Source organism: Polyangium mundeleinium, assembly GCF_028369105.1.
Classification (GTDB): Bacteria; Myxococcota_A; Polyangia; order Polyangiales; family Polyangiaceae; genus Polyangium; species Polyangium mundeleinium.
The window spans coordinates 12,315,040-12,336,809 of sequence record NZ_JAQNDO010000001.1 but is presented as its reverse complement, the minus strand read 5'-3'; the positions used below and the strand labels follow the sequence as shown (position 1 = coordinate 12,336,809).

The window sequence follows — 21,770 nt, the reverse complement described above, 5'->3', positions numbered from 1 at the left end:
AATCCGCCCCGCATGCGCGGCGCCATCCTCTTCAACGGCAATGCCGAGTCCGATGAATGGCTCGTTCGGGCCGCGGCCCCATTCCTCGCGACGTCCCGCCACAAGGATCCGGCCGTCGCTGCCGCGCGCCGCACCCTGCTCGTCACAGCGGGCTGGGCCGAGCACGAGTACGACGAGGCGCACGTCAAGCGCGCGCTCAACACCGCGGGCTTCCCCTCGGTCTTCGAGGAGGGCTTCGACCGCGCGCACGAGAACCTTTCCTTGCTGAGCGAGCTCGACGGCGTCCTCGCCAAGGCGCCCGAGCTCGCCGAGGCGTTCCGTGAGCTGCGCCGCGCCGAGGCCACCGCGCGGAGGTTTTACCTCGAGCACAACGCGCACACGATCGACCTCTTCCGCCGCACGCTGCGCGAGGCGAAATCCGAGGCGCCCGATACCGATCTCCAGAGCCTGCTCGCCGACATGACCCACCCCACGGGCCCGCGCGCGCTCGCCCGCCACGCCCTCGCGCGCGAGCTCCGGCGCGCCTTCCGCACGCTCGAATCGAACGACGACCACCTCTTCGAGCTCTTCGGCGATATCGAGCGCCGCGCCTTCGACGCCGCCGGCGCCCTCTACCACCCGGCCTTCCGCGCCGCCAAGGAGCGGCTCGAAGCGCGCATCCTCTCCGCGAGCAACATCTTTCTCTTCGGCGGCCGCCTCGACCTCCTGCTCGGCGCGCTCCGGTTTTTCCGCCTGCGCGACGTCTTCGTCGAGGCCCTGCGCCGCGGCGCGCAGATCGTCGCCGTCTCCGCAGGCGCGATGGTCCTCTGCGAGCGCGTCATCGTGTACGACGATTTCGCCGAGACCCCGCGCGATTTCCAGCTCTACGACCGTGGTCTCGGCATCGTGCAGGACATCCAGATCTTTCCGCATTGCATGGAGCGCATTCAAACGGACGACCCCGACAACCTCGCGTACCTCGCGCGAAGGTTCCGCCATCACGCGTGCGTCGGCCTGAACCAGCGCTCGCTCCTCCTGCTCGACCTGTCGCCGCGCCGGGCCGTGAGCGTCGGCGCAGGCGACGGTGTGTACGCCTTCGGCCCCGACGGGAGGAAACGCTGCCATCGCGCGGGCGAGGAGGTCGCGATCTCGTGAATGGCATGAGCGACAGGAAAAACCGGGTGTTTTCGTTCCTTGGCCACTGGTTCACCATCGCGCCGGTCGCGCGGCACACGCTGGCGCCGCGCCGCGTCTCGGCGTCGGTGCCGTTCCGGCTGACGGTCCAGGACGCGAAATACGGCGAGGTTCGCCTCTCGGGCCGCCTGCACCACGCGCCCTCGGACACGCTGCTCGTCGTCGTCCACGGCCTCGGGGGCGACGTCCGCAGCCATTACGTGCTCTCGGCCGCGCACGCCGCCGAGGCGGCCGGAATCGCGAGCCTGCGCGTGAACCTGCGAGGCTCCGACCGCACGGGCGAGGACATTTACCACGCGGCCATCACCCAGGACCTCCACGCGACCCTCGCGAGCGCCGAGCTCTCCCGGTATTCGCGCATTCTCCTCATTGGATATTCGCTCGGTGGGCACATCGTCCTCCGCGCCGCGACCGAATCGACCCTCGACGCCCGCGTCCGCGCCGTCGCTGCGGTTTGTCCGCCGCTCGACCTCTTCGTCGGCGCCCGCGCCATCGACGAGCCCGGGCGGCTCGTGTATCGACGGCACGTCCTCTCGGCCATCAAAGAGATTTACGCCGAGGTCGCCGGCCGTCGCCTCGTCCCCTTGCCGCTCGCCGAGGCGCGCCGCATTGCCACGATCCGCGACTGGGACGAGCATATCGTGGCGCCGCGCTTCGGCTTCCGCGGTGCCGACCATTATTATGAGGAATCTAGCGTCGCGCCGCGCCTCGCGACGCTCGCCGTCCCCTCGCTCGTCGTGGCTGCCGAGCATGACCCCATGGTCCCGGCCCACACGCTGCTGCCCGTTCTCTCCGGTGCGCGCCCGCCGCTCGATGTGCGATGGATCGATCGCGGCGGGCACGTCGGTTTTCCGGCCCGCGTCGACCTCGGTTTTCCCGGGCCGGGCGGGCTCGAAGATCAGGTCGTCGCGTGGCTCCGGGACCACGCGGGCGGTTGAACGGTCAGAGCTTGCACTCCCCCGGCGTGTCCGGGCTGAAGCAGGTCTGGTTGCACGGGCAGACGCTCGCGCCCACGCACGTGCCCCCGACGCAATCCACGTCGGCCCAGCACTTCGGCAGCGGCACCTTTTCTTTGCAGCGGTTCGCGGCGCACGTGTTCGTGATCGGGCAATCCGACTCCTTCGTGCAACAACCGTCCACGCCCGGGCATGTCGACATATCGATCGTGCCCGGAGGACACTCCCACTTGCCGCTCACGCAGAGCGGATCCACGATCCCCCCGGATTGGCAGGTCTGCGCGCACGTCGGCCCGACGCCCTCACACGGAATGGGGCCTCCCCCTGCGCCGCTGTTTCCGCCGCTGCCCGCGTTGCTGCCCCCTTGGCCGCCCCCTACGCCGCCCGTGCCGCCGTTGCCGCCGCCCGTGCCACCGCTGCTAGAGCTGCTGCCGCCCTGGCCGGCGCTGCCGCCTTCCCCTGTGTCGTCACCCCCTTCGCCGCCGTTCCCCGAGGGCGGCTCGTAATTTCCGAGCCCGCACGCGGCGAGCCCCAAGGAAACGATCGCGATCGAAACGAAGCCAAGTCGATGGTCCATACCCCCGATGGTACCACGGCCTCGCGTGGCGGAACCACTCCGCGAGGCGCCCGGGGCCGAGCGGGACGGAAGATCAGGGGGTGGCGTGGCAGATGGCCCGCGGGGGCACGTAAGCCTCGGGGCGGTGTTTCATGAAGGCGCGCACTTGCCCGGCGTATCCGGCATGGTGCAGTCCTGTCCGCACGCGCAGACCACGGCTCCTTCGCAAACCTGTGCCTCCGTGCAATCTGCGTTCGACCAGCATTGCCCGCCGAGCAGCGGCTCCTTGCACACTTCGTTGACGCAGGTAAACATTGCGATGCAATCCAAAGCCGACTTGCAGCACTTCGGGCATGTGCTCGCCTCGGACGAGCCGGGGGGACACTCCCACGCGTCGCCGATGCATTGAGCCTGCGCTGGCGTGCTATTCATGCAGTCGTACAAGCATACTGGCATTTTTACTGGGTTACATTCCGGCAAGCTCCCCCCGAACCCGCCATTGCCGCCCGTGCCCGTGCCGCCTCCGACGCCAGTCGCGGTGACCGCAACACCGCCTTCACCTCCGTGGCCGCCAGTCCCACCGTTCGCGCCCTCACCCCCTTCGCCCCCGGCCCCCGAGGGAGGCTGATAACTCCCGAGACCACACGCGGCGAACAGCACGGAAAGAATTGCGATCGAGCCGAAGTAAAGTCGATGGTTCATGCCATCGCTTGTATCACGGAATGGCGAACGACCATATTACCGTGAACGGCTTGCCCTCGAACGGCTGTACGTTCACCTGCCGGAACGCCCGGTCCACGCACGCACCGACCTTTGTCCCCACGAAACGCTCGTCGAGCGAGACGGCCGAGACCGTGCCGTTCGGGTCGAGGACGAGCGCGACCTTGCCATTGCCCTTTGGTTCGGACGCGTCCTCGCGTTTGCAAGAGGACGCGACCACCTTGGCCTGCGACAGCTTCGAGTACGCCTCGCCGGGCACCACCGACCGCGCCACGGGGCCGCCGCGCGGCTGCGGCGGCAGCACCGTCACCGGTCCCGTGAGCCCGGGCTCCACCACGGGCGGCGGGATGTTTTCGGTTTCTCGCAAAAGATCTTCGAGCGGCTCGGGCAGCTTCGCGTTGTCGCGCTCCTGCTTGACGATGTACTCGTCGAGCTGGCGGACGACGCTCGAATCGAGCGCCGTGGGCTCCTTCGGCTCGGAGGCCGACGCTTTCGCCTGAAGCGCGAGCGACCCCTGTACGAGCTTTAGCGCCGTGAGCGCCGCCTTCACCTCGGCCTCGCGCTTCTCGGCCTCCTTTTGCCCCGAGACGGCCCGCTCTCGGTCGGCCTGCGCCTTCGACTCCCGCGCGAGCGCGAGCGCCGCCTCGGCCTTCGCCATCGCCGTGTCCGCCTCGGCCTGCGCGCGCTTCGCCTCGAGGTCGACGTACACCGTTCCCGCCCCGAGCGCGATGGCGCCGGCGAGGATGCCGACCACGCCCACGATGATGCGGCTGCGCTGCGCGGCCGAGACGCTGGCCGTGTAAAACCGTTTTGCCGCGCCTTCGAGGCGGAGCTGCCGCACGCGCAGGATCTCTTCGAGCAGCAGCAAGCGGCGCCTGCGCCACAGGAGCTCGGGGTCGGGTTTGTCGTCCCAAACCTTGGCTGCGTCCTCGAAATCCTCGATGACGAGCCGCTCCTCCCGCTCGCTCGCGACCCAGTCCCGGAGCCTGCCCCAGTGCACGAGCAGCGCCTCGTGGGCGAGCGTGACGAGCTCGACCTCGCCGTCCTTGCGCCGCTCGGTCTCGCGCAGGACGAGTCGCGCCTCCGCGAAGACCTGCACGACGGCGCGCGCGGCGGGGCCGATCTCGCGCACGAGGTCACCGATCGGCCGCGTCATGCGCGCTCCCGCGGGCGTCGTGAGCGAGAGCAGGACGCGCTGCACCACGCGCTCGGTACCTGCTTCCTTCACCGCGCGATCCAGCGTCTCGTTCGCGTGCCGCGAGAGCGCCCCGGAGAACTCGATCGCGCGGAGCGACGATCGCGTGATGAGCTTGTTCGCGCGATCGCGACTGTGCCAGAGCTCGCGCAGCGCGAACTCGACGAGCGGCATCGATCCGGCCGTCGTCTCCAGCGCTTCGATCAGCTCCTTGCGCAGCCGCGGATCCTCGAACGAGTAGCCGTAGCTCTCGAACGCTGCGTCGATGACCTCGCCCCACGCGGCCGATCCGAGCGGCGAGACGAGCACCGCGCCGCGCGTGATCACGCGGCCCACCTGCTCGTGCGCGAGGATCGGATCGAGCAAGTCGCGCCGCGCCGTCACCACGACGCGCAGGCCCGGCCACGGGCGCGCGCCGAGGCGCGAGAGGAGGTCGAGCGTCCACGTCTGGCTCTTGCCGGCGGGGCCCTGCGCGAGCGTGGCGATCTCTTCGAGCTGATCGACGAGCAACACGAGCCCGCGCTTGCTCTGCGCGAGCCACGCCTCGACCTGCGCGGCCGCCTCCTCGGGCGAGCGCCGCGGATCGATGCCCATGTGAAAGAGCGCCGTCGTGAGGACCTGCCGCGGGTCGGTGCCCGGCGAGATCAGGACGGTCTCCCATTGCCGCGGACCGCCGAGCGCGCCGTCGGCGATCGCGGGCAAGATGCCGGCGCGCGCGAGGCTCGATTTGCCGCTCCCGCTCGGCCCGAGCAGCGCCGCGAGGCCGCGCGTGCGCAAGACTTCGAGCGCCGCCGCGACCTCGACCCTGCGGCCGAAGAAGACGTCGCGGTGCTCCTTCTCGAAACGTTCGAGTCCGCGAAACGGCCCGTCTTCCTCCGGCGGCAGCGCGCGCCTCCGACCGACGAGCGCGCTGCGAATACGTTCGAGCTCGATCGCCACGATCTCGGCCGATCGGGGCCGCTCCTCCGGCTCGGGGGCGAGCAGTGCTTCCACGAGATCCCCGAGCGAAGCCGGGAGCTCCGACACGAGCTCGGCGAGGCGCGGCGGCCGCTTTCGCCCGTGAAGGACCTCCTCGTCGAGCGAGCCCCGGCCCGCCGCGGGCGTCCGACCGACGAGGCACACGAAGAGCACCGCGCCGAGCGCATAGAGGTCACTCGCGCTCGTCGCGGGCGAGAGATCCCGCCAGCAGACAGGATCGACGAACCCGCGTTTGCCCCCGATCGCCTCGAGCGGCGAACGAAACCCCCGATCACTCGGGCGATCCCCCGGCGTGCCGGGCGCGCTCGGGATCTTCGATCGCATCGAGGGAATGGTTTGTCCGGGCGTGGTCGTCGGCGACGCGGCCGAGATGCCGAAATCGATCAACTTGTACGCTGCGGGCGTCCCGAGCAGGGCGGCGTCGACGACGACGTTCGCGGGCGAGATGTCGCGGTGCACGAGCCCGGCGCCGTGGACCGCGACGAGGGCGGAGGCGATCGCGATGCCGGCATCGATCGTCTCGCGCACCGAGAGCGTTTGCTTGTCGCGCAGACGCTCGCCGAGCGACTCGCCTGCGACGTACTCCATCGCGAGCCCGATGACGCCGCGCGCCTCGTCGACGGGGAGCTGGTAGAAGCGCACGACGTTCGGGTGCTCGACGCGGCAGAGCCGCGCGGCCTCGTCGATGATCGCTTGCCTTCCGGCCTCGCCGCCCCCGTCGAGCGAAAAGAGCTTCACCGCCGAGAGCCGGAGCTTCGTCGTGCCCGCGGTCTCCTCGGCCAGCCAAACCGGCGCGAAGCCGCCGCGACCGAGCTGTCGCACGAGCCAGAACGCCCCGATGCGCCGCTCGGCATCGGGGAGATCGGTCAGCCGACGGACAGCTTCGGGCAGGGCGCTCGACATGCCAGGGAGGACATTCTCGCGAGGCCAGGGGGGCGTGTCAAATGGAGCCGACGCGAGCTCGAACGACGTGCGAGAGCGACGGAAGAGTCAGTGCGTGGGGCCCCTCGGGGGCGGCGCGGGCACCTGGGAATACCGGGGCGTACTCACGGTTTCGTGAGCGCACCCTCGATACGCACGGTGACGGGGACGTCGAACACGCCGGAGAGGCCGCCGCTGGTGTAGGCATAATGGCGCATCACGAAGGCGCCCTCGGCGTCGGTGCGCGTGACGAAGCGGGTCGTGACCTTGCCATTCTGGTTGAGCTCCGTGGTCATCCAATCGGGCCCTTCGAGGCCGCCGCCGAGGGCGCCCGGGAATGTGTCTGCGCTGGCTCCGACCATGACGTGAAACCAACGATAGCCCTGGGGTGGGTCGATCGGCGGCAGCTCGAAGACGAGGAAGCCGACCGCGTCGAACCACGGCTCGATGCCGCTTTCGGTACCCGGCTCGGTCTCCGAGCTGCTGCGGAGCTCGACCTCGCCGCCCGCTGCGCCGACCAGGAAGAGGCTCGTGTGCCGCCAGGGAAAAAGGCGAATCGGCGGGGGCGCTCGCCCAGCGCGACAGGGCATTGCCGGACCCCGCCGGCTGCGCGGGCCCCATGTGGAACGTCACGGGTGCGTCGCGCCAGACCCCCGGGCCGAAGTGCACCGCGCCAAACATGCCCGTCGCCCCCTGATCGGCGCCGAGGACCGGATAACGATGCACGGTGTCGAGCGTCGGCCACGGGGCCTTCCAGCCGTCGTCGTTCGGGTTCGCCGCGTAAAACCGCAGGGGTTGATCGAGCAGGTGCACGTAACCGCCCGCCGGCCGCCTCCGGGACGAGGAATGCGCCGAGCTCGATGAGGACGTCCGCGCTCGCGCTTCCGGGCACCTCGACCGCGAACGCGCCGTCCGCGCCGCGCATCACGACGAAGCCGTGCGTCGCCGAGACGAGCGGCCCGACGGTATGCGGCGCGCCGGGGGTCGCCGCGTCGCTCGGCTCGACGCGAACATCGATGGCCTCCGTCGATGTCGTGCGCACCGTGACCGAACCGACCACGCCCACGACATCCGCCGCCGCGCTGCCGAGACCACAATCGTCGACGTTCACCACGATACGCCTGGAATTGCCCTGAATGGGCGAAACCACGCCGCAGTGGGCACCCGCGGGGTTCGTCGTATCGACCAGGACCGCGGGCGTTGCTTCGCGGAACACGAGCGGCGTGCCGAGCACGGGGGGCGTCGTGGGGCCGCCGCCCGCGCCACCATCGCCATTGCCACCACCTGCACCGCCGATTCCCCCGCTGCTGGTTCCGCCGGGGTCCTCGCCGCCGGCACCGCCGGAGCCGCTGCTGGAAGGCACGCCCGCGGCGCACGCCGCGAGGACGAGGCCGAGCGCGATGGAAGGGAACGAGGATGCAAGGGGAAACAGACGATCGTTTCGCATGACGATCGCCATTGCAACGGCAATGCCACGTTCTCCTCGCATGCACGACGACCGCGGGTGTTCCGGCGCCGTTGCCTCTTTCGCTCCTCCGCGGCGGCCTTTGCGTGGGGACGCCGCAGGACCCGCCCACGCTGAATCCGCGGGCCGTCAACGCTTGTCGTCGACCGCGATCCAGGCGCCGAGCGCCTCCGCCGACAGGTCGAGGATCAGGTCGCTGACACGGTCCGCCCCCTCCTCGCGGACCCGCGTGGCCAGCCGCGCGTGCTCCCCGGGGCTCAGGCGACGGCGCAGGCGGCGCTCGAACAGATGCACGAGGGGGACGAGCTCGCCCTCGAGGCGTCCTTCCTCGCGTCCTTCCTCGCGTCCTTCCTCGCGACCTTCCTCGCGTCCTTCCTCGCGACCTTGCTGGACATACCTGCGGACGAACTCGCTCTGATACTCATAGTTCGGAATCGTCATGAGCTCCTCCAGGGCCGTCCGGGCTGCCTCGCTCAGGGAGGTTAGCACGAGATCCTCGTAAAGCGTGGCACGTTCCGGATCGAGCCCGACGCTCGCGGCCAGCGCTGCTATGGCCACGGCGAGTCCTCCCTCGCTCCGCCCGTGCGCCATCACCGAGAGCACGGACAGCTCCGGCCTTGCCCGCGCTTCGGGAATGTCTTTCACCACCGGAACGCCGTCCGGCCCGAGCACGAGGGGTGTCACGGAGGCCTCGCCAGGGCCGAGCACGATCGGCTGCGAGAGACGCGCCGCCAGCGCCGCGTTCGGCGTGATGACCAGCAAACACGCTGGACAGCGGTAACGAGCCCGCACCCCCCGCGACGTAGGCCGACCACGCAAAGCGTTTGTCCGGGTCCCATTGGAGCTGCGCCTCGACGATGATCACCAGAACCGGCCGATCGTCGAGCAAGAGCACGAGGAGATCGGCTCGAAGCTCCCGCGGGATGATGTCCGAAAGCTCCGCGGGCGCGATGCGCGCTTCGGTGAAATGTGGCAATGGCACCCCGAGCGCCTCGTGGAGCAGCTCCGCGGCCATCACGGGCCGGTTCCTGAAGAGCTCGACGATCGCCTCGTGCAGCAGGGAAGGCACGGGCGCGTGCGTACGCCGGGGCGTCTGCACCGTCAAGAAAAACGTTTTACCGGGAGCATACGCGCTCCCCCCATCACTTCCCCGGCGGCTGCACGTCGAAGAAAAGCGCCATGAAAAACACCCGGTCGTGCGTCCATCCCGAAGCATCTTCGCGGCTCCGGAGCATGAAGCCAGCGTCGAGGCGCGTCTGCGGCGAGAGCATGCGCGCGAGGCCGATCAGGGCGCGGTTTTGGTTCAGGCCGAGCCCCGAGAGGTCCACGAGCAGCTCGTTCCAGACAAACGGGATCCATTTCGCGCCCTTCGGCGCGTAGTTGATCCGGAGCTGATTGCGATACCGATACCTCGTCTCCGTATCGCGAAACCTCGCCTCGAAGCGATTGCGGTCGTTCCACGTGAAATCGCCGATACGCCCGAAGAAATTTGGCTCGAACTCGAAGCGCGCCTCCTGCGCGAATGCCCCCGTCGGCAAGCGATCGGCGTAAATCGTCCCCTGGACCCCGACGAACAGGAAGTCCGTCAAGAAAAACAGCGGCCCCGCCCGGAGGAACGACTGGTGCAGGCCCCCGCTTCGACCGTTCATGCGGGACTCGGCGTACACGCGGAGGTCGATGCGGGGGAACGTCGGCTTGTCCGTCCGGACGATCGGGACGCGGTTCTCCGACCAGAGCCAGACTTCGTAATCGGCATGCGCCTCGGACGCGAGGCCGAGCGTGAGGAGGGCGGCGGGGACGGCGAGGGCGCGCTTCATGCCCCGAGTCGAGCCACAGGTTTCGTTGGTGGTCAAGCGATCGGGCCTACGAGCCGTGATCGAGTACCGCGGACGTGCTCTGCCAGCTCCCGATGTCGCGCGGAACGAGGTTCGCCCCGCCGCCCCGCGCGTCCATGACACGCGCCCCCTCGTGCGTGAACGTGATGCCGACGAGCGGCGGCGCGCCCGCGTCCTTCTCGTAATACGTCCGCCAGACCGGCGACGTCGAGCCCGCTTGCCGACGCATCACCGAGGACATCGTCACGAGCCACGGCAGGCCCACCGGATCGAGCGCCATCGCCACCGGCCGATCCTTGGCCTCGACCTCCTCGGGGATCACCGCGCCGCGATCCAGGCCGAGCACGAAGCCCTCGCCCGCCGCCCACGCGAGGCGCTCGCCGCTGCAGAGCGCCGCGAACAGCGCGGGTTTGTCCTGCACGCCCGTCGCGTACACCGTCGTCTGCCCGTCGTAGCTCGCGAACAGCGCTCGCCCACGCGTCCCCTTCGCGTTCGCGCCCACGACGAGCATGCCGTAAGGACCCGAGGAGAGCGCGATCACGTGGCCCGAGAAGGGCAGCGCGACGGGCGCAGACCACGCCTCGTCGTTCCACAACCAGAGCTCGGGCAAGCTGTCCTCGTCGTCCTCCACGGCCGCCGTGACAACGGCGAACGTCTGCCCATCCCCGAGCGCGGCTTCGATCGGGCTCTCGCGCGGAGGCAACACGAGCGGCACGATCTGACCGGGCCGCACGAGCCGCACGTGCGAGGGGCCGACGAGCGCGAAGCCCGCGTGAGGACCACGCACGACGAACGTCGTCGCGGCGACGATCGGCGCGTCCTTGGGCCCGACAGGGATGGGCAAGGCGCGCGGACCCCACAGGTACATCAGCCGCCCGCCAAAGCGCGCGAGCGCGCGGCCATCGGGCTGGAACGCGATGTTGCCGGGCCGGAGCGGTGGCAGCATCACGCCCTTGATCTCGACGGGCGCGAGCTCGACGATCTCCGCGGTCGGCTCCAGCGTCACCGCGGGGCTCGCGAGCGCCTGGGTCGTGCGGAATGCGGTCGTCGCGCGGTCCTCGCGCGCAGCGCGGGCCTTCCACCGCGAGGCCGCCGATTCGAGCAGGGGCAGGAGCGCGTCGGCGAAAGCCCGGGCCGAGTCGAAGCGTGAAGGCGCCTCGCGCGGGGCGAGCGCGTGCGCGGCCTCCTCGTTGCGCAGCGGCTCGGGCAGGGCGGGCGAGGCGCCCTTGCCGAGCACACGATCGAGCTCGGTGAGTGTCGCACGATCGGCGGCAAAGCCCGGATGCATGCGCGGCGCGGTCACGAGCGAGCGGCGCTCGCCGGTGACGAGAAAGCCGTTGTCCCAGGGCCCGCGGCACCAGTGCTCGCCTCCGAGGACGAACCACACGACGGCGGCGAGCGCGTGCACGTCGGTCCACGGGCCGATGAGCGGATTCTTTTCACCGGGGCGCGAGAGCCACTGCTCCGTGCCCGCGTACTCGCGCGTGAGCGCGGCGATCGTGTAGGTCGCGTCGGCGACGCGGGCGATGCCGCAGTCGGCGATCTTTGGCGTCTCGTCGCCGATGGGCCCGACGATGAGCACGTTGTCGGGCTTGAGATCGCGATGGATGATGCCCTCGTCGTGGAGCGCGAGCACGCCTTCCACGATGCCGCGGCAGAGGCGCAGGGCGCGGATCGGATCACAGCCGTCGGGCGCGCGCGTGATGCGATCGGCGAGCGACGATCCGTCGGGCCCGCCGTCGACGTATTCGAGCGCGAGCCATGGCAGCTTCACGGTCCGACCGCGCACGTCGACGGGCGCCTCGCCCATGCCGTAGAAGCCCACGACGAACTCGGTGGGCGGCGTGCGGTCCATGATGCGGCTCAGCGCCGTGGCCTCGCGTTGCGCGAGCTGACCCGCGAAGATCCCTTCTTGCATGAGGTCCGACACCATGGCCGGCTTCATGACCTTCACGGCGATGCGGGGCGGACAGAGCGGCGAGAGCGCGCTCGATCGCCTTCCTGGATCGACCTCGGCGAGGAAGACGCTCGACATGCCGCCCACGCCGAGCAGCCTGGCGAGGCGTGCGCCGGTGGGGCTGCCCCACGCGTCCGAGAGCGTGGGCGCGCCGCGCGCGAGGTCGCGGAGATCGACGTCTTGGGAGCGCAGGAGCGGCATGCTCGGGGAGCGATGGTAGGCGCGGATGGTGCCTGCCGTCAAAGTGCGCGACAGACGAGCGGGGGCGGAGGCGGAGGCGGAGGCGCACGCGGGTACGGTACGCAGGGGATCCTGCTCGGGGTCGGCGAGCGTACCGTCGTGCTCGGCCTCTTAAGGCCAAGCCGTGCTCGCTGTGCTCGCAGCACTGCCTGCTGCTCCGCGCGGTGCTTCGCAGCCTTGAAGAGGCCAGCGGTGGAGCTGAACCTCGCAGAGGGCATCGACAACCACGGCGGAACGAAGCCGTTGACCTTAGCGAGCACGCGCTGGGTAACGCTATCGACATTGCAGGTTTCGATTTGGGCCCGCTATCGAAAGGGCAAAGCCCCCTGGCTGGCCCTTCTGTTTGTTGCTCATGTCTACTATTGGCCGCTGAGCCGAAGAGGTGACTCTTCTTTTTCGCGCCAAGGTCGATTTGGTGGACCGTGAACCTGTGAAGGCGGGCCGCCGCAGGCGATCGAGATCCGCGCCGGGACGTGTGCAGAGAGCGCAGCCGTGTCGCTGCCGTTCAGCGGGCCCGCGGGATGGGACGGCTCATGCACGAGCACGAACGCGCTTCCGGCCGGTGCGTCGTGCGGCGGCGAGCTCTGCGCGCAGTCTGTGCGGGCCTCGGTGCTCCCCGGTCCGACGAGTGAGTCCTGCGCACCGAAGAGCGCCGCGCCCTCGTTCACCACGAAGAGAGTGTGGAAGCTCGGCGCGCACGCGTGCATGGCGAACACGAACGACGACACGTGCGGCGAGAGCGCGACGAGGAGGTACTGCGTGGCCGATCCCGGCCCCGAGTTTCTCTTCGTCGTGCACGGCCAGGGTGTGCAGGAGCCTTGCCCGGACAACTACAACCACCAGCGTCATGAGATGTACCCCGAGGAACCGATCGATGATCGCGGCTGCGAGGCGTGCGAGTGCGGGGCGCCGAAGGGGTCGGCGTCGCCGAACAAGAGCAGCGCGATCACCTTCTGCTGCCGCAGGTCGAACTGGAGCGTCGCGTAGGTTACGCGGCCGTTCGTCGACGCCGCTCGATCACTTCGTGTTCACCGCAATCTGAACGGCCGTCGGCTCCCGCACGGTTACGGGAAGCAGGCGTTCTGCAGCACGCTCACGGTGCCGCTGTGGTCGTTCACGACGACGAGGTCAGTCTTGACGCGCCCGTGCACGATTGTTGCACATCCAAGGAATCCTGACCGGTCCTGGCGCCTGGTTGCGCCATGCTGAGCCATCTCCGGAGATGAAGAACATGTCTTTTCCCCGCAAGCAAAAGCCCCGCCGAAAGCCCTTTGTCGTCACCTTCGCCCAGGCCGCGACCGCCGTCGTGTTGTTGCCCGGGTGTATCACCACCGTCACGTCGAACCCGCCTCCCACCGAGACTGAGAACCCGCCTCCCGTCGAGACGCCCGAGTGCCCCGCGACGCCGCCGGACACGAACACGCCGTGCACCGAGCCGCTCTCGTGCGAGTACAACAACGGATGCGTGGAGGTGTATTATTGCGAAGAGGGGACATGGCACATGACGAGCGGGTGCAATCCGCCCCCCGTCGACCCATGCCCGTCCGAAGCGCCGGCGTCGGGAGCGCTTTGCAGCTACGTGACCACGTGCAGCTACACCGTTGATTACGGCTGCGGCCCGCAGGAGCAGACGGCCTCGTGTGATGGCGCGGTCTGGACCACCGAGGGCATATCGACCTGCAATCCCCCGCCCCCCGACTATTGTGTTTCCTACAAGAACGAGACGGAGTGCGGCGCGGACGCAGGCTGCCGCTGGCTCGTCCCGGGCTGCGGGATGCCGGCCCTCCCGGAGGCGGGCTGCTTCGCCGTGACGGATTGCACCGGCGACTTCGATTGCCCCATCTCCGGCGGCACGTGCCAGGAGGTGAGCATCAATCCCTGCCACAACCAGCCCTGCAACGCCTGCGGCATGACCGTCTCGGTGTGCGTGACGCCTACGCCTGCCCAACCGTGAGGGCGAGCCCGGTGGCGTCGCGCTTGGCGAGAAGCTCGGCGAGGCCACGTCCTGATCGGAACGTCGCGCGGACCGAGCATAAAAGACCGCGACGGTGCCGGCGAGTTGGTAGGCAACGAGGTCCACGCCTGGGAAGACGGTCCACATCAGGCGCAGCGAGATGGCAGCAAGGCGAGAGTCCACGGCCGCGAAGGTAGCGCAACGGGTTTGTCCTGGGAAGCGCGTCGAGGTCGAAGACTGGCGTGCGCAGCCCGGAGAAGTATGCCGGGGGCAACGAAGGTCGATCGCATCTGCGGCCGTCGGTCGCACTGGAGCGTCGAGTAGGTCGCCGGGGTCTCTCCAGAAAAATCTCGCGCTTCGCTGTCACCGCGATCGGCGTGTGGCCAAGATCTATCTGAGGGGCGATGTCACCTCGACGCTCGCTGGGGGTGTCTGGGCATATAGCCCCCAGCCTCACCCTTCCCGGGCCGGTTGCTGCCGGACTGCTCGCGCACCAGACCAGAAAGGGCACCTTGATCCGGCCCGGGAGGGGGAGGTTTTTCTCGTTGCTCGTCGCTCGAAGACGGGGCGACGTCGCACGCCTGACTGCGTCATGGCAATGGCCAGGTCAGGCCGACGGGCCCGGAGCTGCGCGAGCTCGCCGCGGTGCAGGCCGCGCTCCGGCGCTTCGGCGTGGATGGTCCGGAGGTCGAGGATCTCTGCCAGGACGTGTGATGATCGCGGCTGCGAGGCGTGCTGCTTCAGCCGCACAGTTTCGAGCGCATCGAGGTCATCGATCTACCTGTATCTGCGCCTCAACGCGGCCCGCTCGTCGTCCGAGGGCCGGCTGGGCTCTTGATCGAGAGGCTCGACCTAGATTCGTTCGGGGACCTTCGCGTTCCGCGAGCGGACGCGGGATGCGGTGTGTTCGCGAAGGGTTCTGGATTCCTGTTGTAGATCCGGACGAGCTGTGAGATCCGTACGTTTGTGGGCCTGGGTGGTGACGGGAGGTTCCGGTCAGCGAGCCACGTTCGTGGGGGTTTTCGCCCCTCACCGATCAAGTGGGCTCACGACGCCCAGGGGGCCGCGATCGGCGATGTGGGTATAAATCATCGTGGTTCGCACGTCGCTGTGCCCGAGCAACATCTGAATGGTGCGAATGTCCGTTCCAGCTTCCAGCAAGTGCGTGGCGGAGCTGTGGCGCAGGGTGTGGCAGGTAACGCGCTTATCGATCATCGCGAGACAAGCCGCCCGCTAGATAGCCTTCTGCACGCCGGTCTCGTGGATGTGATGGAGCACCAGCCGACCCGTCGCGGCGTCGATGCACGGTCTCGACGCTGGAAACAGGTATTGCCTGGCGAGGCTCGTGGCGGCGCCGGGCATCTTTGCGCGCAGCGCGTGCGGCAAGTCGACCTCTCCGCGACCCTTCGCGAGCTCCATGCGGTTGCGCGCCGCGACGTGCTCGAGCTGCGCCCGCAAGCTCTCACGTGCACGCACGGGCAGGAGCGCGGCGCGATCACGATTCCCTTTGCCGCGACGAACCATGACTTGATGGCGATCGAGGTCCACGTCCTTGACGCGGAGGGAGACGCATTCCATCAAGCGCAGGCCAGCGCCATAGAATATCTCGCCCATGAGTCGGAAGGGCGTGTCGAGCTTGTCGAGCAGGGCGAGGACCTCGCGGCGCGAGAGCACGGCAGGCAAATGCATGGGCCGTCGCGCGGGCTCGAGACCGGAGAGCTCGGGCATGGCCATGTCGAGGACACGTTTGTACAGGAAGACGATGGCGCAGAGGGCCTGGTTCTGCGTCGACGCAGACACGCGGCGCTGGGTCGCGAGGTCGTTGAGGAATGCGGTGATCTCTCGCGCGCCCATCGTGCGGGGATGTTGCTTGTGGTGAAAGCGGATGAACTCGCGGATCCAGTAGAGGTACGCTTCCTCGGTACGGCGAGAATCATGCAGGCGTCGGAGCGTCGCCTGCGCGGCTTCCAAGCGAGTCATGGGGTCCTTTCGCGGTTGTGGCGGCTCATCTCCTTCCATCGTCGCGTGGCGCGAAGAGTTGCGCGTCCTCGACGCAAGACTTGGATGATCATGACGCACGGCGGCTCCGTACGAGCGCGCATGTGCTGGTACGGATGTTGCGGCAACGGTCGTGATACGCTGGCGCTGCCGAATCCCCGAAAGAGGCGGGTTATGCAGCTGCTGCGTATCCTGCTGGGTTGCGCCGTTACGCCGCAGCGGGCTAACCAGCGTGGAGGGATGGTTATGCGGCGGCGGGCTAATTACACAGTTAGTCGGACAGGAACGAGGCACGACCGTGGGCCAAGGGAATCAGAGCGCGGCAACGCACCCAGCGCTTGCTGTTTCGATTCGTAGAGCAGCGCCGAACGATGTCGACGTCCTATTCAAGCTTCTGCGTACCTGCGTCGAGAACATGCGAAGCCGTGGTATCGATCAGTGGGACGAGATGTACCCAGACCTTGTCACGATCGAACTCGATGTCCGCAGCGGCACTGCGTTTCTCGCTTCCGTCGCGGGTGAGGTTGTTGGAACTCTAGTGCTAAACGAACATCAGGATCCGGAATACAGTGAGGTTGCGTGGCAATTTACCGCAGGTCGCGTGGCCGTCATTCATCGGCTCATGATACAGCCAGCGATGGAAGGAAAGGGGATCGCACGCGTGTTCATGCGATTCGCGGAGCAGCGGGCGCTGTCGTCGGAATATCGCAGCATCCGGTTAGACGCGTTCACCGGAAATCCGAGGGCACTGCGCCTGTACGAGCGGCTCGGCTACCGGGATGCCGGCAGCGTTCGCTTTCGGAAAGGCGAGTTCCGCTGCTTCGAGAAGGACCTTGGCACAGCCGGCTAACAAGCCGCTGGTGCCGATGGGCACGGAGCGCCCACGGCACAGCTTGGTCGTTGGGCCGGCAAGACGGAAGGGGTCGCAAGATCACGCGGCCGTCTCGTCGATGAGGACCGCGGGTGGCGCGGGTGATACCGTGCGCGCCCGCGACGTCGCCCGACATGCGGAGCCGGCGAGGGAATCGTCCACGTTCTCGCCGCTCCCACGCCGCCGCCCCCATTTCACCGAAAGCCACGGAAATCCCTGATGCTGCGCGACGAGTCCAACCCCTACTCCGCGGCCGTGTTCCTCAAGTCGTGGGCGCTTGAGATCCGCGCCGGATATACCCCCGCGGCGGCGCTCGACGTGACCGAGCGCTTGAACGAGTACTTGGACCCCGACGTCCCTCCGAACGTCGAGGCCTGCCTGCTCGCAGAGGTCACCCGGGAGACGGAGCAGCTCCTCCGCGAGGCCCACGAGGCCGAGGCGAGCTGGGCCGGGCCGACGATGAACGACCGCATCACCGCCGCGTTCGACGAGCTGCGCACCCGAGGCATCCTCGCCAAGGAGTGCGCCGGCCTGACGATTCAAGACGGCTGGGGATACGCATGCGCCGAGGCCGAACCAAGCTATGAAGGCGCCGTGTTCTTCCACCAGCAGGACGTGTTCGACGCGCTCCATGGGATGAGCCTGCTGCTCGCGTTTGGGGGCGTGCAGGAGCAACCCGAGGCCCCAGCGCAGGCGCGCGCGATCGCCCTCTCCGCGCTGGAGTCGCTCGCCGCCCACGGGGTGCCGGCGTCCTGGACCGGCCGCATCGAGGATCGCATCGAGATCCTTCCGTTCGAGTGGCAGCGCCGACGATGGACGACGGCCCCCCGAGAGATGAGCGGCGCGGCGACGTGGCAGCGAAGCACAAGGCAGCTCGGGCTCTTCTCGGTGTCCACCGCGGATCTCGAGCGCTTCGTGGCACCCGTCCGCGCCTACCGCACCACGTTCGGCTTCGACGCGATGCTCTCCGCCATCATGCGTGGCGTGTGGAAGTCGCTCGGCGGCGAGCGTGGGCAGGTCGGGCATGCAGGCGATCCACACGTGCTCGTGCCCGCCGGCGAGGTTACCACGATGATGCCGCGGGACGCGTTCGCGAATCTCGATCCCACCGAGGCCGCTGCAATCCGACGGCGAGCAATGGCTGCCAGGCGGCCTGTTGCGGGACCTCGCAAGAGCGGTGATGCGACAATGACCGTGCCGACGGACACTGCTGGAGCCGCGCCGGAGCAGGCGCGGTCGCGGCCCTGGTGGAAGCTCTGGTGAGACATGCGGCGCCGCGTCCTCATCTACCGTGGCGAGCGGCCCAACCCACGGCTGCACCCGACGGTAAACTCCGTGGCGCCTGGCGGCGCCCTCCGTTGCCCGCGGGTGAGCCGAGCGTTGGGCGGAACGGGCGCGCGACCGTCTGCATCTTCACCGCGTTCACGTAACTACGCAACGAACCTAGCCTAGCCGAATACCATCATGACGCCGCGGACTCTTGCCGAGTGGAGCATCGAAGTCATCGTTGACATCTTGACGAGGGGTTTGTTCGAGACGGAGGACTTTGATTTCAAGGAAGCGCTGCCGGATTCTCGCGACAACAAAGCGAAGGTTCGTCTTCGCGGTGCATGTTGTGCACTCGCGAATGCAAGCGGTGGCTTTCTGGTTTTTGGGGTAACCAATGACCGGGGAAAGGCTCCCCAAGCACGCCTGGTCGGCTTGGATCGCTTGCTCGACTTTCCGGAGCACTTTGGGAGCTACCCTCAAGCTTGCGTGCCGGGGATCGACTGGACGTTCCGGAACCCGCCGCTCGAGGCTCCTGGCGGCGGCTTCGTCCACATCGTTCATATCCCCAGAAGTTGGAAGGCTCCGCATGCGGTCGGGGATCCGAACGAAGGTTGGCGTTTCCTTAAGAGAACAAATCAGGGGGACCAAGGGATGAGCATGGAGGAGGTTCGGTCTGCCTTTCTCGGCTTCTACGAAAAGCGCATGCGCCTGCAGCTGCTTCGCGCCGAACTCGAGGCCTTGGGGCGCATCGCGCAGGAGTCGATGATCGCGCCCGAGCACATTTCTCAGAACTACAGCCTGACGACGTTTGATACGTCAGTGATCGAGTCTGTGCTTGCAGATACGTATCCGCTGACCGTATCTGCACCAGAAGTGGTGACGCTGCTGATTCAGCTGCGCCAACACGTTCGCGTCGCCAACAACAAGCTGCGGATGTTCTTCACTCGGGTTGCACTTCCCATGACGAATGCTGGGCCATTCATTCAGGCCCACAACGAGTCCATGGTGGGCAACTGCCGCGTGATCACCGCTCTGTGCTCGCAGACTGTCGCGGCTTTGACTCCCATCCTTGCCGGTGGACAATGACTGCCGCAAGACGTCCGCCCAACAAGCGGCTGGTGCTGACGGGTCGCTGAGCCTCGCTTCGCTCGGCGCGGCGCACCGCAGCACACCCGAGCGTTAGCCAGACGAGAGGGTTGCCTTGAACCGTGATGAAACGGCTGCCGAGTCCTTCGAGCGGACCCTCGCGGCGTTCGCCGGAATTGCCGTCGGAGAGCCAAATGCAGCCGACCGGAAGATGTTCAGCATCGTCGCGGCAGCTCATGGGGCGCACACGCGCATCACGGCGGGCGGCTTCTCCGTGCTCTGGCCGCATCGCCGTACTCCGTTTACGTACTGGCCCTGCCTCGCGCCGCGGGTCGTCTCGACCCTCCGGCTCCATGCACCGTCACACTCATTCGCGAAGCCCTTCGAGATCGACGAAGCCACTCTTGCTCGCCTCGGATTCTTTCGCGGAGGTGCCAGATGGTTCTGGGTCGCTCTGTCCATCGATGCCATCGTCATCGACTGTCGCCCGGCAACGATTGGCAGCACGCCGCCGACAATCCCGGATCCGCTCCCGCCGTGGAGTCCGGCCGAGAAGGTCTTTCTTCGATTCGAACAGCCCCGACCGTGCGGCCACTGCTCCGTCGCCCCCGAGCGATACCGTCTGATCGACGACGTACTCGTCTGCCTCTCGTGCGGAAGATCCGAACACGTCCCTGGGCTGGAACTTGAGCGGGCCACGTTGGAACATGCTGGCTAACTTACCGCTGCAACTGTCGGTCACCGGCATGGCGCACGGCGTCCTCCGGCCGCCGTGCTTGCTCATGGTGACCGCAGCTGAGCGGTGCGTTGGGCAGCCTCAGAACAGCGGCTCTCAGTATCGAATAGAACGTCATATACGCGTCGTGGCGAAATCTGCGAATACATTTCATACGTTCGTGAACCCAGCACGTGCATGGGCTCTTGTAATCTTTTTAATGGTCACTCAAAGTGTCGGGTGCGCCCGCGAGCCGGCACCATCGCCACCATCGCCGACAGGCAATTCCTCCGCGAGTCTTCGAGCGTCGGCGCCGACCGCTGCAAGTGCCTACGCGCCGCCAACCTCGGCGGCTTCGCCCACGCTAACGCAGCGTCCAATTCCCGCCGCGTCCGTCGATCTGGATCGTGAGCTTTCATTCTACGATTCCCAGGGACGGAGGGTCTGCCCGCGGCTTCTTGGGCAAGGCGAAGGTTACTTGGGTCCTGAGGCGAAGGACCTGCTGCCCGTCGACGGGTGTGGCTCCTGTCTTGAGATTACATCCGTGCTTGGCTCACCGTCGATGGCTAATCTGTGTGGTCATCTGTATCTACGTGTCGACTATGGGTGCGGTACTTGTGTGGAGATTACAGGGCCCAAGGGCTCACGAATCGTTTCGGTGACGAACGAGTGCAGCGTGCGGTGCGGCGGCCGCAACTGCGATCTATCCCTGACAGAGCACGTCTTAGCCGAGATTGTCGGCAAGACGTCGGTACCAAAGAAGGTGACCTGGAGGGCCGTTCCGTGCAGTGGATAGCATACGTCTCCGCGAGCACCGATAACTTGCACACGGAAAGCTGCCCAACCCGGCGCTGGTGCCGACGGCGCGCTGCGCGCCCGCGGCACACCGCAACGTTAGCCAGAGTGGCATGAGCCAAGTCGGAGTTTCTGATACGGGTGTATGGTCATGACCAGATTCTCCCCCGATGTCGCCCGGAGTTGCCTCCTTGCTGGTGCGCTCGGAGATGCGTGGGGTGGGCCATACGAGGGAGGCGGCGCGCTTGGGGTCGCACCGTTTCCCTCGGCGCCACGAATCTCCGATGACACATGGTTCCGCTACTCTCAAGGCCCTGCGCGACCTATCCGCTGGCGCGCATTGGGCACTCTGCGGCGCGTCGGGTGAATTCGCTGCTGGTAGTGGCGCTGCTATGCGGGTCGCGCCGCTGGCATTCATGCTCGACCCCGAAGTCGAGAATGACCGCCGAGTTGTTCGTGATGTCGCACGTATCACGCACAGAAACGAAGAGGCCTATGCCGGTGCGGTCGCCGTGATTGTCGCCATTCGCGCCCGCGCCCGGTCGAGCGTCCGGGATCTACTGGACGAAGCGGCTGCGATTACGCCGGACTCCGCCGTGCGCGACAGGCTCCTGGAGCTCCAAACGCTCCGCAAATCCCCCGCTACGATTGCAACCGAATTTGGGAATTCTGGCCGCGTCGTCGACACGGTTCCGCTCGCGCTATACGTGGCGCGCTCGAACATGTCGTTATCGCTGGAGACTCTGCTGGCCGAGGCGGCTGGCCTCGGCGGTGACACAGATACGATTGCTGCAATTGCCGGTCAGATCTCGGGCGCTGGTGTAGACTGCGCCGATCTTCCCTGGCCCAGGATCCAGCAGATCGCCGAGATCGCTCACGTAGAGAGGGGGGTGAATGCGTTCACGAGACTGCTTTCGTAGCGCTGACCTGGCTAACAAGCGGTTGCAACCGACAAGGGCTGCGTGGCCACGGGTGCTCGCTCCCGTGACGGATATGCCCGCTGCCGTGCCTGCTGCTGCGCGGACACGCCTCCAGGCAGCCCTTGCGGTTGAACCTGTCGTTGGGCCGACAAACCTCATCTTGGCG

General features: G+C 67.6%; 20 protein-coding genes. 10 read left to right on the top strand and 10 right to left on the bottom strand.

What is annotated here, in order from left to right:
- Positions 1-12: 12 nt before the first annotated feature.
- Positions 13-1,134 carry a Type 1 glutamine amidotransferase-like domain-containing protein gene (locus POL67_RS48840; RefSeq protein WP_271929067.1) on the top strand — a complete coding sequence of 374 codons (1,122 nt, stop codon included), beginning with the start codon at positions 13-15 and terminating at the stop codon, positions 1,132-1,134.
- A gap of 5 nt (positions 1,135-1,139) precedes the next feature.
- A complete protein-coding gene (locus POL67_RS48835) occupies positions 1,140-2,111 on the top strand; it encodes an alpha/beta fold hydrolase (protein WP_271929064.1) in 972 nt (323 codons plus the stop codon).
- Positions 2,112-2,115: 4 nt separating this feature from the next.
- On the opposite strand, the gene POL67_RS48830 is transcribed toward POL67_RS48835, so the two are convergent.
- The 4 genes from POL67_RS48830 to POL67_RS48815 all read right to left on the bottom strand — a co-directional run bounded on the left by POL67_RS48830 (position 2,116) and on the right by POL67_RS48815 (position 7,089).
- Positions 2,116-2,706: a hypothetical protein gene (locus tag POL67_RS48830; RefSeq protein WP_271929062.1), complete on the bottom strand. Its 591-nt coding sequence runs from the start codon at positions 2,704-2,706 to the stop codon at positions 2,116-2,118.
- Positions 2,707-2,835: 129 nt separating this feature from the next.
- A complete protein-coding gene (locus POL67_RS48825) occupies positions 2,836-3,387 on the bottom strand; it encodes a hypothetical protein (RefSeq protein ID WP_271929061.1) in 552 nt (183 codons plus the stop codon).
- A gap of 13 nt (positions 3,388-3,400) precedes the next feature.
- On the bottom strand, positions 3,401-6,481 hold the full coding sequence (locus POL67_RS48820; RefSeq protein ID WP_271929060.1) for a serine/threonine-protein kinase: 3,081 nt from the start codon (positions 6,479-6,481) through the stop codon (positions 3,401-3,403).
- 143 nt (positions 6,482-6,624) lie between these two features.
- Entirely contained in the window at positions 6,625-7,089 is a 465-nt protein-coding gene (locus POL67_RS48815; protein ID WP_271929057.1) for a zinc-binding metallopeptidase family protein, read from the bottom strand.
- 270 nt (positions 7,090-7,359) lie between these two features.
- Between POL67_RS48815 and POL67_RS48810 the strand changes: the two genes are divergently transcribed.
- On the top strand, positions 7,360-7,635 hold the full coding sequence (locus POL67_RS48810) for a hypothetical protein (protein WP_271929054.1): 276 nt from the start codon (positions 7,360-7,362) through the stop codon (positions 7,633-7,635).
- Between the two features lie 458 nt (positions 7,636-8,093).
- Here POL67_RS48810 and POL67_RS48805 read toward each other — a convergent pair whose 3' ends face one another.
- From POL67_RS48805 to POL67_RS48795, 3 genes are all read right to left on the bottom strand, one after another.
- Complete coding sequence (locus tag POL67_RS48805; protein ID WP_271929051.1) at positions 8,094-8,756, bottom strand: hypothetical protein; 663 nt, start codon at positions 8,754-8,756, stop codon at positions 8,094-8,096.
- A 350-nt stretch (positions 8,757-9,106) separates the two neighbouring features.
- The gene (locus POL67_RS48800) at positions 9,107-9,781 is read right to left on the bottom strand and encodes a DUF2490 domain-containing protein (RefSeq protein ID WP_271929049.1); all 675 of its coding nucleotides are present in this window, start codon (positions 9,779-9,781) and stop codon (positions 9,107-9,109) included.
- Positions 9,782-9,827: 46 nt separating this feature from the next.
- Positions 9,828-11,957: a protein kinase domain-containing protein gene (locus tag POL67_RS48795; RefSeq protein ID WP_271929047.1), complete on the bottom strand. Its 2,130-nt coding sequence runs from the start codon at positions 11,955-11,957 to the stop codon at positions 9,828-9,830.
- A 231-nt stretch (positions 11,958-12,188) separates the two neighbouring features.
- Between POL67_RS48795 and POL67_RS48790 the strand changes: the two genes are divergently transcribed.
- The 3 genes from POL67_RS48790 to POL67_RS48780 all read left to right on the top strand — a co-directional run bounded on the left by POL67_RS48790 (position 12,189) and on the right by POL67_RS48780 (position 13,950).
- Entirely contained in the window at positions 12,189-12,422 is a 234-nt protein-coding gene (locus POL67_RS48790) for a hypothetical protein (RefSeq protein WP_271929045.1), read from the top strand.
- A 66-nt stretch (positions 12,423-12,488) separates the two neighbouring features.
- Positions 12,489-12,983: a hypothetical protein gene (locus POL67_RS48785; protein ID WP_271929042.1), complete on the top strand. Its 495-nt coding sequence runs from the start codon at positions 12,489-12,491 to the stop codon at positions 12,981-12,983.
- A gap of 244 nt (positions 12,984-13,227) precedes the next feature.
- Positions 13,228-13,950, top strand: coding sequence for a hypothetical protein (locus POL67_RS48780; protein WP_271929041.1), 723 nt, complete (start codon positions 13,228-13,230; stop codon positions 13,948-13,950).
- Positions 13,951-14,979: 1,029 nt separating this feature from the next.
- Here POL67_RS48780 and POL67_RS54010 read toward each other — a convergent pair.
- Both POL67_RS54010 and POL67_RS48775 read right to left on the bottom strand, forming a co-directional pair.
- A complete protein-coding gene (locus POL67_RS54010) occupies positions 14,980-15,165 on the bottom strand; it encodes a tyrosine-type recombinase/integrase (protein ID WP_308789587.1) in 186 nt (61 codons plus the stop codon).
- An 18-nt stretch (positions 15,166-15,183) separates the two neighbouring features.
- Positions 15,184-15,930, bottom strand: coding sequence for a phage integrase N-terminal SAM-like domain-containing protein (locus POL67_RS48775; RefSeq protein WP_308789586.1), 747 nt, complete (start codon positions 15,928-15,930; stop codon positions 15,184-15,186).
- Between the two features lie 316 nt (positions 15,931-16,246).
- Here POL67_RS48775 and POL67_RS48770 point away from each other — a divergent pair, with 316 nt between their 5' ends.
- From POL67_RS48770 to POL67_RS48760, 3 genes are all read left to right on the top strand, one after another.
- The gene (locus POL67_RS48770; protein WP_271929039.1) at positions 16,247-16,798 is read left to right on the top strand and encodes a GNAT family N-acetyltransferase; all 552 of its coding nucleotides are present in this window, start codon (positions 16,247-16,249) and stop codon (positions 16,796-16,798) included.
- Between the two features lie 240 nt (positions 16,799-17,038).
- The gene (locus tag POL67_RS48765) at positions 17,039-18,082 is read left to right on the top strand and encodes a DUF6891 domain-containing protein (RefSeq protein WP_271929036.1); all 1,044 of its coding nucleotides are present in this window, start codon (positions 17,039-17,041) and stop codon (positions 18,080-18,082) included.
- A 201-nt stretch (positions 18,083-18,283) separates the two neighbouring features.
- Positions 18,284-19,174, top strand: a complete 891-nt coding sequence (locus tag POL67_RS48760; protein WP_271929033.1) for an AlbA family DNA-binding domain-containing protein — start codon at positions 18,284-18,286, stop codon at positions 19,172-19,174.
- A gap of 367 nt (positions 19,175-19,541) precedes the next feature.
- Here the strand turns inward: POL67_RS48760 and POL67_RS48755 are convergent, their stop codons facing one another.
- Entirely contained in the window at positions 19,542-19,958 is a 417-nt protein-coding gene (locus POL67_RS48755; protein WP_271929031.1) for a hypothetical protein, read from the bottom strand.
- An 896-nt stretch (positions 19,959-20,854) separates the two neighbouring features.
- On the opposite strand from POL67_RS48755, the gene POL67_RS48750 reads away from it, so the two are divergent.
- A complete protein-coding gene (locus tag POL67_RS48750; protein ID WP_308789585.1) occupies positions 20,855-21,604 on the top strand; it encodes an ADP-ribosylglycohydrolase family protein in 750 nt (249 codons plus the stop codon).
- Positions 21,605-21,770: the final 166 nt, after the last annotated feature.

Bases quoted from the DNA above. Each gene is read 5' to 3' on its own strand.
- POL67_RS48810 (WP_271929054.1), top strand. From the start codon at position 7,360: ATGAGGACGTCCGCGCTCGCGCTTCCGGGCACCTCGACCGCGAACGCG.
- POL67_RS48815 (WP_271929057.1), bottom strand. From the start codon at position 7,089: ATGCCCTGTCGCGCTGGGCGAGCGCCCCCGCCGATTCGCCTTTTTCCC.
- POL67_RS48820 (WP_271929060.1), bottom strand. From the start codon at position 6,481: ATGTCGAGCGCCCTGCCCGAAGCTGTCCGTCGGCTGACCGATCTCCCC.
- POL67_RS48800 (WP_271929049.1), bottom strand. From the start codon at position 9,781: ATGAAGCGCGCCCTCGCCGTCCCCGCCGCCCTCCTCACGCTCGGCCTC.
- POL67_RS48775 (WP_308789586.1), bottom strand. From the start codon at position 15,930: ATGACTCGCTTGGAAGCCGCGCAGGCGACGCTCCGACGCCTGCATGAT.
- POL67_RS48780 (WP_271929041.1), top strand. From the start codon at position 13,228: ATGTCTTTTCCCCGCAAGCAAAAGCCCCGCCGAAAGCCCTTTGTCGTC.
- POL67_RS48825 (WP_271929061.1), bottom strand. From the start codon at position 3,387: ATGAACCATCGACTTTACTTCGGCTCGATCGCAATTCTTTCCGTGCTG.
- POL67_RS48750 (WP_308789585.1), top strand. From the start codon at position 20,855: ATGTCGCCCGGAGTTGCCTCCTTGCTGGTGCGCTCGGAGATGCGTGGG.
- POL67_RS48760 (WP_271929033.1), top strand. From the start codon at position 18,284: ATGACGCCGCGGACTCTTGCCGAGTGGAGCATCGAAGTCATCGTTGAC.
- POL67_RS48795 (WP_271929047.1), bottom strand. From the start codon at position 11,957: ATGCCGCTCCTGCGCTCCCAAGACGTCGATCTCCGCGACCTCGCGCGC.
- POL67_RS48830 (WP_271929062.1), bottom strand. From the start codon at position 2,706: ATGGACCATCGACTTGGCTTCGTTTCGATCGCGATCGTTTCCTTGGGG.
- POL67_RS48835 (WP_271929064.1), top strand. From the start codon at position 1,140: ATGAGCGACAGGAAAAACCGGGTGTTTTCGTTCCTTGGCCACTGGTTC.
- POL67_RS54010 (WP_308789587.1), bottom strand. From the start codon at position 15,165: ATGATCGATAAGCGCGTTACCTGCCACACCCTGCGCCACAGCTCCGCC.
- POL67_RS48755 (WP_271929031.1), bottom strand. From the start codon at position 19,958: ATGAGCAAGCACGGCGGCCGGAGGACGCCGTGCGCCATGCCGGTGACC.
- POL67_RS48840 (WP_271929067.1), top strand. From the start codon at position 13: ATGCGCGGCGCCATCCTCTTCAACGGCAATGCCGAGTCCGATGAATGG.
- POL67_RS48765 (WP_271929036.1), top strand. From the start codon at position 17,039: ATGCTGCGCGACGAGTCCAACCCCTACTCCGCGGCCGTGTTCCTCAAG.